Consider the following 9,311-nt stretch of genomic DNA (forward strand, 5'->3'; position numbering starts at 1 on the left):
TGCGTTCACGCCCCGGCGACCCGGGCTTCCTACGGTCGCCGCGTCCCCACCGGGTCCGGGCCCGGTCCTGTGCTCCAGCCCGAAGGAAACCATCGTGTCCCTCGTCCCGTCCGAGCTCTCCCTGTCGCGCCGCGCCGTGGTCGGCGCCGGCGCCGCCGCGGCGTCCGTGCTCGCGCTCAGCCCCGCCCTGCGCCCCGCCCCCGCTGCCGCCCGGACGGCCCGCGCGCTGTCGACCGCGCGCGCCGGCACGCTCGGGCTGCTCACCGACCCGTTCCTGCAGGCCCCCACCGCGGACGGCGTCTCGGTGGTCTGGATGACCGAGTACGCCGGCGCCGGGCACACGCTCCTCGTGGGCAGCGCCGTGGAGGCGCTCACCGACGAGCAGCTGGTCGCCGCGGCGGGCGGCAGCCCCGTGCCCGGCGTCCGCCGCTTCCCGGCCGACTCCTTCCGGCTCTCCCGCGTCGTCGAGGACGCCGCCTCGAACGTGCCGGTGAAGCCGGACACGATGGTCGCCCGGGAGGTGCACCGCCACGAGGCCGTCGCGTCCGGGCTGACCGAGCGGACGCCGTACCGGATCGTCAGCACGTCAGGCGGCGAGTTCGCCGCGTCCGGGACCTTCGAGCTCGCGCCGGCGCCGAAGCCCGGCCAGGGCGCCACGATCCTGCTGACCAGCGACCACCAGGCGATGGTCAACACCCCCGCCAACCTGGAGGTCGCGAAGGCGACCCTCGGCCGGATCGACGCCGTCTTCCTCGCCGGCGACCTCGTCAACGTCCCCGACCGCGCCTCGGAGTGGTTCGACGACACCCGAGGCAGCGGCTTCTTCCCCGCCCTCCAGGGCCGCGGCGGACGGGTCTCGACCGGCGGTCGCTCCTACGCCGGCGGCGAGATCGTCCAGTCGGCGGTGCTCTACCCGGCGATCGGCAACCACGAGGTCCAGGGCCGCGTCGACGGGCTCACCGCACTCAACCTCAACAACTGCGTGCCCCGCGAGGTCGCCGAGCGACGCTACGCACAGGTCGCGGCCACCGTGAACCCGACCGGCGACCCCGCCGTCGAGGCCCAGTGGATCGAGGACAACTCCTGGAGCACCACCACCTACGAGGAGATCTTCTCGCTGCCCGAGGACTCGCCCGGCGGCAAGAAGTATTACGCCACCACGGTCGGCGACGTCCGGATGATCAGCCTGTTCTCGACCCGGATCTGGCGCGGCACCAACGCCAACACGCTGCCGGCCGAGCGCACGGCGACCAGCCGGTACCAGGAGTCGGCCACGACGCTGGGCGACCCGATGGCGCAGGGCTACGGCGAGTTCGTCTTCGAGTCGCTGGCCGCCGGCAGCGAGCAGTACGAGTGGTTGAAGGAGGAGCTCGCGAGCGAGGAGTTCCAGAGCGCGGCGATCACCGTCGTCGTCCTGCACGAGGGCCCGCAGGGGATCGGCGACAACATCATGCCGGTCTTCGCCGAGCCCGACCGGATCGAGACCCGCGACGCGAGCGGCGCGCTCACCTCGGTGCGCTACGAGTACCACCCCAGCGACAACATGCTGCTGCACGACCTGCAGCCGCTGCTGGAGGAGGCCGGCACCGACCTGGTGCTCAACGGCCACAGCCACCTCTGGAACCGCTACCGCTCGCCGGGTGGCACGAACTGGATGGAGACCTCCAACACCGGCAACACCTACGGCGCCTTCGACGGACTCTCCAACCGCACCCGGCCGCTGCCGCCGGCCCCCTGGAACGCCGACAACTACCTCGCGCTGGGCAACCCCGGGGGACTCGAGCCGATCCTGCCGTCGGTCAAGCCGTTCACCAACCCCGACGGCGTCCCGCTGCCGTTCGTGCAGAGCAACGACCTGTGCGTCTTCACCGCCCTCGACACCGCGACGCGCACCGTCACCAGCTGGGTCTACGACGTCAAGCAGCCCGACACCGCACCGTGGGTGATCGACGAGTTCACCGTCGGACGCGGCGCCACCGTGATGACGGCGTCCGCGACGATGACCGGCACGGACGGCGTCCGCATCGCCGGCACGGTCCGCTCGGGCTCGGCGGCCACCGGCACCGTGGTGGTCAGCGCGGGCGGCCAGGAGCTGGCCCGCGCCAGGGTCGAGGGAGGCACGTTCGCCACCACGCTGCCGGCCGGGGTGCTCGACGTCGGCACGCACGCGGTGTCCCTCGTGTTCCCGCGGACCCGGACCCACCTCGCTGCCTCTATGTCGCTCGCGGTCACCGTGCCCGACCCGGACGCCCCGGTGACCCCGCCGACTCCCGCGCCCGGGCGCGCGGTCGTGACCGCCAGCGTGCTGCGGGTGCTGCGCACCCGGGTCCGCCTCGCCGTCCGGGTGCAGGTGCCGGGCGGCACGGCCGGTGGCCGGGTCGAGATCCGCCGCGGCAACGGCGACCTCGTCCGCCGCGTCCGCCTGCGCGGGGGCCGGGCCACGGTCGACCTGCCACGTCGTCGGCTCGGTGCCGGACAGACCACGCTGCGGGTCGTCTACCCAGGATCCGGGTCGGTGCAGCGGGCCGTCGGCACGGTGACGTTCCAGCTGCCGCGACGGTCCTGACGCACCAGGTCGGCCCCGAATCCCCGAAACCACCACCGACCCGCTACTGTGGTGCTTGTTGAAGGGACGGCAGCAACTCGCCGTCCTCGCCGCGCAAGTAGTCGTGGCTTGTATCTAGTACTTTCTGGTCTTCGGTTCGCTGGACATCAGCATGTGGATGTCTTCAGCGGCTCGGAAGCACACGGCTTCCGGCACCGAACAAGGGAACAGATCATGGCTCAGGGCACCGTCAAGTGGTTCAACGCTGACAAGGGCTTCGGCTTCATCGCTCAGGATGGTGGCGGCGAGGACGTGTTCGTCCACTTCTCCGCGATCCAGACCAGCGGCTACAAGTCGCTCGACGAGAACCAGAAGGTCGAGTTCGACCTCGCCCAGGGCCCCAAGGGTCCCCAGGCTGAGAACGTTCGCGTTTCCTGATCTCACTCGTAGGGCCCCGACCGCACGCGGTCGGGGCCCTTCGTGCGTCCGGACGTGGAGCCCGGCGCGGTCAGGTGTCGCGGAGGCCGGTGAGCGACCGGGCGAGCCACTCACCCATCAGGGTCCGCTCGGCCTCGGACAGTCCCGGCAGCGTGGGGACGACGGTGCCGAAGGTGACGGCGATGGTGTGCGCCGCCGTGTCGGGCGTCGCCGGTGCCGTGGCCAGGATCGCGCCGAGGACGGCCGCGAGCATCGCCTCCGACAGCCCCGGGTCGCGCTCGGCCGGCGGCGTGGCGAGCAGGGCGAGGGCCGCCCCGTTGCCGGCCGCGTGGATCATCAGCAGCGCCCGCTCCTCGTCGACGCGGAGCAGTCCCGCCGCCGCCAGCCTCCGCACCCGCGCCCGGAGCACCTCGATGCCGGCCACGGTCGCAGGCGACGGGCCGAGGCGTCCCGGTGCCTGGAGCAGCGCATAGAGGTCGGGGTTCGCCAGGGCGAACTCGACGTGCATCCGCCATCCCGCGCGCAGCTCCTCCACCGGGCCGGCGCCGTCCGGGCCGGCGCCGTCCGGGCCGGGGGCCGCCTTCGCCGCGACGTAGGTCGCCATCACGTGCTCGGCGAGCGCGTCGAGGAGTCCGTCCTTGTCGCCGAAGAGGCGGTAGATCGTCGGCGCCTGCACCCCGGCCGCCTGCGCCACCCCTCGGGTCGTGAGGGCGGAGGCGCCCTCCTCGCGCAGGAGGCGGGTGGCTGCCTCGACGATCCGCTGCCGGGGGTCCTCGGTCACGATGGCCATGGAGCAACGATAACCCGTTCTTGATATCGATGATGTTACCGTTGATAACGACATCCACAGATCATCGATAGGAGCAGTCATGCTGATCGTCACCGGTGCCACCGGGCAGCTCGGGTCCCGCATCGTCGAGCGGTTGCTCGAGCGGGTCCCCGCAGGGCAGGTCGGGGTCACCGTCCGCGACCCGTCCCGGGCGACGTCCCTCGCCGACCGGGGAGTACGGGTCCGCGCGGGGGACTTCACCGAACCGGCCACGCTGGCCCACGCACTCGAGGGCGCCACGCGCGTGCTCGTGGTCTCCGCCGCGATCCGGGGCGCCGGCGCCGTCGCCGCGAACCTGGCGGCGATCGACGCCGCTCGCGACGCCGGCGCCGAGCGCCTCCTCTACACCAGCCACCAGGCGGCGTCACGGAGCTCGGCGTTCCTGCCGCAGCACACCCATGCCGCGACGGAGGAGCACCTCGCCGGGCTCGGGATCGCCTTCACCGCGCTGCGCAACGGGTTCTACGCAGCCACCCTCGGCCACTACCTCGGCGAGGCGCTCCGCACCGGGCGCCTTGCCCTCCCCGAGGACGGTCCGGTGTCCTGGACCGCGCACGACGACCTCGCCGAGGCGGCCGCGATCGCGCTCGCGTCCGGCGGCGGCCTCGACGGCGTCACGGCGCCGCTCACCGCACCGCACCTGCTCGACCTCGAGGACGTCGCAGCGGTCGTGGCAGACCTGACCGGCCGACCGGTCACCCGCGTCGTCGTCGCCGACGACGCGTGGGCGGCGTCCGCGGTCGAGCACGGGATGCCGCCGGCCGCCGCCGACTTCACCCTCGGCATGTTCCGTGCCGCCCGGGCCGGTGAGTTCGCCGTCACCGACCCGGCGCTCGAGTCGGTCCTGGGCCGCTCGGCCGTCCCGGTGCACGAGGTGCTGCGGACCCTGCTCCCGCCGGACGCGTGACCTCAGCGGGCGCGGCGGACCCGGATCGGCCCGCGGGCGGTCGAGGGATCGACCACCGAACCGTGCTGGACGATCTCGACGTCACCCGACGCGACCAGCCGGCGCGCGGCCCGACGCGCCGGCTCGGTGAGCTCACCCGCGTCCGCGTCCGCGTCGGGGCCGGCGACGGCACGGACGGCGTCCGCGACGTCGACCGTCCCGCCCGAGCGCTGCCGCCGGAGCAGGTCGAGGATGGCGTCCTCCAGCGCCCGGTCGGTGGGGCCGACCCGGCGCTTGCGGCACGCGGCTGAGCAGTAGCGGACCTCGTCCCAGCTCCGCTCCCACTTCTTGCGCCACTCGATCCGGCGGCCGCACGACTCACAGGTCTTCGGGGCGGGGGTCACGTCGCCATCCTGCCCGGCGGGGTCGAACCCGCTCCGCGCGCGCCGTCGGTGGCGGGTGCCAGGGTGGGCCCATGACCAGGGTCTCCCTCTCGCGGCTGCCGGACGGCGAGGTGCTGGTCGCCGAGGGTGGGGCCGAGCGGGTGCTGCCGGCGGCCGACCTCCCGGCCCACGTCGCCGAGCGCGAGGCCGACGACTCCGGGACCGGGGCCCCGCGGTGGGTCTGGGACGACACCGCCCGCTGGTACCCGCCGCTGCTGGCCGCCGGCGTCCGGGTCGCGCGCTGCCACGACCTGCGCCTGGGGCACCACCTGCTGCGGCGGGCGCCCGCGGTCGACCACCGGCTGCTCGAGGGTGAGCAGTCCGAGCACTGGCACCGGCTCGGACCGAGCCGGCCGTCCGACCCGGCCCTGTTCGAGATCGACGACACCGCCGAGCACCTGCGCGCCGACGTCGAGGACGCCCGGCAGCGGGCCGCCGTGGCGGCGTCCGCCGAGCCCGGTCGGCTCGGGTTGCTGCTCGGGGCCGAGTCGGCCGGCGCCCTCGTCGCGGCCGAGATGACCCACGCCGGGATCCCGTGGCGGGTCGACGTCCACGAACGGCTGCTCGTCGACCTGCTCGGACCCCGGCCGCCGCGCGGTGCCCGGCCGCAGGGTCTGGAGGTGCTCGTGGCCGAGGTCCGGCGGGCCCTCGACGCACCCGGCCTCAACCCGGACTCGCGGCCCGAGCTGCTGGCCGCGCTGCGCCGCGCCGGCCTCGACGTCGCCGACACCCGGGCCTCGACGCTGCGCGCGCTCGACCACCCGAGCGTCGTCCCGCTGCTGCGCCACAAGCAGCTGGCCCACCTGTTCTCCACCAACGGGTGGGCGTGGCTCGACCAGTGGGTGAGCGGGGGTCGGTTCCGCCCGTCCTACCAGCCGGCCGGGTCGAGCACCGGCCGGTGGTCCTCGAACGGCGGGGGAGCGCTCTCGATCCCGGTGCAGGTGCGGCCGGCGGCCGTGGCCGACGACGGCTGGGTGCTCGTCGTCGCCGACGTCGCCCAGCTCGAGCCCCGCGTGCTCGCCGGGATGAGCGGCGACCGGGCGCTGGCCCGGTCCGCCCGGGGCGCCGACCTCTACCAGGGCATGGTCGACGACGGCGCGGTCGCCCACCGCAACGACGCCAAGCTCGGCCTGCTCGGGGCGATGTACGGCGCCACCAGCGGTGAGAGCGGCCGGATGGTCGCCGGTCTCACCCGGCGCTACCCCGACGCCTTCGGCCTCGTCGAGGACGCCGCCCGGGCCGGCGAGCGCGGCCAGGTGGTCCGCACGCTCCTCGGGCGCGGCTCGCCGGGTCTCGGCGAGGTGTGGGAGCACGACGACGACGGCCCGGCCGACGCCGACAGCCACGCCCGCCAGGCCCGTGTCCGCCGCGCCTACGGCCGGTTCACCCGCAACTTCGTCGTCCAGGGCACGGGTGCCGAGTGGGCGCTGTGCTGGATCGCCGACCTGCGCAACCGCCTCTGGCAGCTCGGCTCCGGACGGCTCGAGACCCGTCCGCACCTGGTGTTCTTCCTGCACGACGAGGTCGTCGTCCACGCTCCGGCCGACCTGGCGGACGCCGTCGCGGCGCAGACCGTCGAGGCGGCCGCCACGGCGTCGGCGCTGCTGTTCCGTGACCTGGCCATCGACTTCCCGCTCAGCACCTCGGTCGTGCGCTCCTACGCCGACGCGGGAAAGCGTGCGGCACCGGTCGAGGCCTGAGCGCGGCGGTCACCCACCCCGCCGGGTGAGTCCTGCATGGGTGGGCAGGGCCCGGGTACCTCGTCCCGGCAGGTTCTAGAACCGTTGCGCGTCCGTCCCCACGGGTTGCTCCCCACCATCGAAGAGGAACTGCCGATGTCCAGAATCGCCCAGAGGATCCTCATCCTCGTCACCGGTCTCGCCGTCGCGCTCGGCGTCGCGGCCGTCCCGGCTTCGCCCGCGAGCGCCGCCGTGGTCGCCGACGCGGCCGCCGCCCGCGCTGCCGGCCCCTGCTCCGCGCAGGACCAGCGGGTCGGTCAGACCCGGACGAAGCTCGCCCAGGCCAAGAAGCACAAGAAGCAGACGACGCGGAAGCTGCGCAAGGCCAGGAAGGTCCACCAGAAGCGCCACACCACCTCGACCCAGAAGCGGCTGAAGCAGGCGCGCAAGGTCAACCGCAAGGCGATCCGCAACCTGCGCACGCAGCGGGCGCGCCACGCCGACGCCCGCGCGGCGGCCACGCGGTGCCACCGCGCCGGCTCGCCGCAGACACCCTCGGAGAACGAGGTGTTCCAGCGGCTCCTCGACGCGCTCGCGGGCGCCGGCCTCGACCCGGCCCAGCTCGACGCGATCGCCCGGCAGATCGCCGACGCGCTCGCCGGTGGCGGTCTGACGCCCGAGCAGCTCGCCGCGGCCCTGCAGCCCGTCGTCGACGCCCTCACCGCCGCCGGCCTGCCGGCCGACCAGCTCGCGGCCGTCCTCGAGCAGGTGCTCGGCGCGCTGTCGTCCGGCGACCTGCCCAGTGACCCGGACGGGCTGATCGACCTGGTCGTCGACACCGTGCAGGGCGCGCTGGCCGGCACCCCGCTCGACCAGCTCAACCCGATCCTCGAGGAGGTCCAGGCCGGGTTGGGCGACCTCCTCGGCGGCCTCCTCGGCGGACTGCCGCGATCCTGATCGCCGGAGGACCCGTGACGACCTTGCCGCTCCCTCGGGGAGGGGCAGGGTCGTCGCCCGTCCACCCCATCGGGCGACACACCGGGAGGATCGCGTCGAACGGCTGCGCGCACCGGTCGCGTGACGTACCGTTCCAGGTACCGAGGGTTCTTCGCGTCCCACCAGTCAGGTGGCTCCATTCCCGGCACTCCAGCGCATGATCGGATCCGGGCCGTGATCGATGTCCTCCACTCCTCGTCCGACGGGCGCGACGACGTCCTGTGCATCGTCACCGGCAGCCTCGACGTGGTCGGCGCGGCCCGCGCGCGCCGCACGCTCGACTCGCTGGTGGCCGGCGGCGCCGTCCGCGTCGCGGTCGACCTGCGGGGCCTGACGTTCGTCGACGCCTCGGGTCTCGGCGTCCTCGCCCGGCACTGGACGGGGTTGGCGTCGCGCCTCCCGGGCCGGGTGGTCCTGGCGGGGGCGAGCGAGGAGTTCTGGACGATGGTGGTGCGGACGCAGCGCCAGGCGACCTTCGCGCGCCCGGACCCGTCCGTCCCCGGGGGCGGGGTCGTGGTGCCGACCGACGGCGTCGCCTGACACCACGTCCCAATCACCTGCACGGGTGGCGGTAGATCTCCGGGGATGGGCACCGGGAGGAGTGGCGCGCCCGGACCGGGACGCGCCGCCCGATCCCAGGAGGCACCATGAGTGACACCCCCACCAGCGAGAAGGCACAGGCGGCCGCGTCGACCGCGGCCGAGGAGGGCAAGCACGTCGCCGGCGTGGCGCAGAGCGAGGCCAAGAAGGTCGCGAGCGAGGCGACGTCGCAGGTGCGTTCGGTCCTTGACGACGCTCGTACGCAGGTCGGTGGCCAGCTCGGCGACCAGACGCGGCAGCAGCGTGACAACCTCGTCGTGACCCTCGGCACCTTTGGTGACGACCTCGCCACGATGGCCGAGGCGCCTGAGGGTGGCCTGGCTGCCGACGTGGCCCGCGAGGTCGCCCAGCACGCGCAGAGGCTGACGGGTTACCTCGAGGGCCGTGAGCCCGGTGAGCTGCTCGACGACGCCCGTGACTTCGCGCGTCGGCGCCCCGGCACGTTCCTGCTCGGGGCCCTGGTGGCCGGCGTGGTCGTGGGTCGGGTCGCCCGCGGCGTCAAGGACGCCGGTCCGGACGCCCCGGCGACCACCTCGCCCGACCAGCTCGCTGCCCCGGCCGGCCCGCCGGTCGGTCAGTCCCTCGGGCTGCCCACCGGGACCCCGGCCGCCGTGCCGGTGCCGCCCACCCCGGTCGCCGTCCCGACCCACGACGTCACCGCGCCCGCCACGGGCACGCGACCGTCCACGGGCACCCCGGGCACCCCGGGCACCGATGCCGGGCTCGGCACCGACGCTGCCGGCTACGGCCGGGGCGCTGGTCTGCCCGGCGGGCCCGCATGAGCACCTCCGACCCCCTCGGCGCGACCCACGCAGCCACGCCCACGGGCGCGTCGAGCGCGTCGGGTTCCTCGGGTTCCTCGGGTCATGAGACCCGCAGCCTCGGGGAGATCGTC

At 74.4% G+C, this 9,311-nt stretch carries 9 protein-coding genes; 7 read left to right on the plus strand and 2 right to left on the minus strand.

Annotated elements, in window-relative coordinates; genetic code table 11:
- Positions 1–94: 94 nt before the first annotated feature.
- On the plus strand, positions 95–2,566 hold the full coding sequence (locus E4623_RS13775) for a metallophosphoesterase (RefSeq protein ID WP_134767067.1): 2,472 nt from the start codon (positions 95–97) through the stop codon (positions 2,564–2,566).
- 213 nt (positions 2,567–2,779) lie between these two features.
- Positions 2,780–2,983: a cold-shock protein gene (locus E4623_RS13780; RefSeq protein ID WP_134767068.1), complete on the plus strand. Its 204-nt coding sequence runs from the start codon at positions 2,780–2,782 to the stop codon at positions 2,981–2,983.
- Positions 2,984–3,053: 70 nt separating this feature from the next.
- Here the strand turns inward: E4623_RS13780 and E4623_RS13785 are convergent, their stop codons facing one another.
- A complete protein-coding gene (locus E4623_RS13785) occupies positions 3,054–3,773 on the minus strand; it encodes a TetR/AcrR family transcriptional regulator (protein ID WP_134767069.1) in 720 nt (239 codons plus the stop codon).
- Between the two features lie 79 nt (positions 3,774–3,852).
- Here E4623_RS13785 and E4623_RS13790 point away from each other — a divergent pair, with 79 nt between their 5' ends.
- Positions 3,853–4,719 carry an NAD(P)H-binding protein gene (locus E4623_RS13790; RefSeq protein WP_134767070.1) on the plus strand — a complete coding sequence of 289 codons (867 nt, stop codon included), beginning with the start codon at positions 3,853–3,855 and terminating at the stop codon, positions 4,717–4,719.
- A 2-nt stretch (positions 4,720–4,721) separates the two neighbouring features.
- Here the strand turns inward: E4623_RS13790 and E4623_RS13795 are convergent, their stop codons facing one another.
- Positions 4,722–5,102 carry a DUF2256 and DUF3253 domain-containing protein gene (locus E4623_RS13795; RefSeq protein ID WP_134767071.1) on the minus strand — a complete coding sequence of 127 codons (381 nt, stop codon included), beginning with the start codon at positions 5,100–5,102 and terminating at the stop codon, positions 4,722–4,724.
- Between the two features lie 71 nt (positions 5,103–5,173).
- Here E4623_RS13795 and E4623_RS13800 point away from each other — a divergent pair, with 71 nt between their 5' ends.
- From E4623_RS13800 to E4623_RS13820, 4 genes are all read left to right on the plus strand, one after another.
- The gene (locus E4623_RS13800; protein WP_134767072.1) at positions 5,174–6,841 is read left to right on the plus strand and encodes a bifunctional 3'-5' exonuclease/DNA polymerase; all 1,668 of its coding nucleotides are present in this window, start codon (positions 5,174–5,176) and stop codon (positions 6,839–6,841) included.
- A 135-nt stretch (positions 6,842–6,976) separates the two neighbouring features.
- Positions 6,977–7,777 (plus strand): hypothetical protein, encoded by an 801-nt coding sequence (locus E4623_RS13805; RefSeq protein WP_134767073.1) that lies wholly within the window; start codon positions 6,977–6,979, stop codon positions 7,775–7,777.
- Positions 7,778–7,990: 213 nt separating this feature from the next.
- Positions 7,991–8,356, plus strand: coding sequence for an STAS domain-containing protein (locus tag E4623_RS13810; protein ID WP_167736622.1), 366 nt, complete (start codon positions 7,991–7,993; stop codon positions 8,354–8,356).
- A 107-nt stretch (positions 8,357–8,463) separates the two neighbouring features.
- Entirely contained in the window at positions 8,464–9,198 is a 735-nt protein-coding gene (locus E4623_RS13820; RefSeq protein ID WP_167736624.1) for a hypothetical protein, read from the plus strand.
- Positions 9,199–9,311 lie beyond the last annotated feature (113 nt).

Origin of the sequence: Nocardioides sp. 1609 (assembly GCF_004522105.1) — a bacterium.
Lineage (GTDB): Bacteria > Actinomycetota > Actinomycetes > Propionibacteriales > Nocardioidaceae > Nocardioides.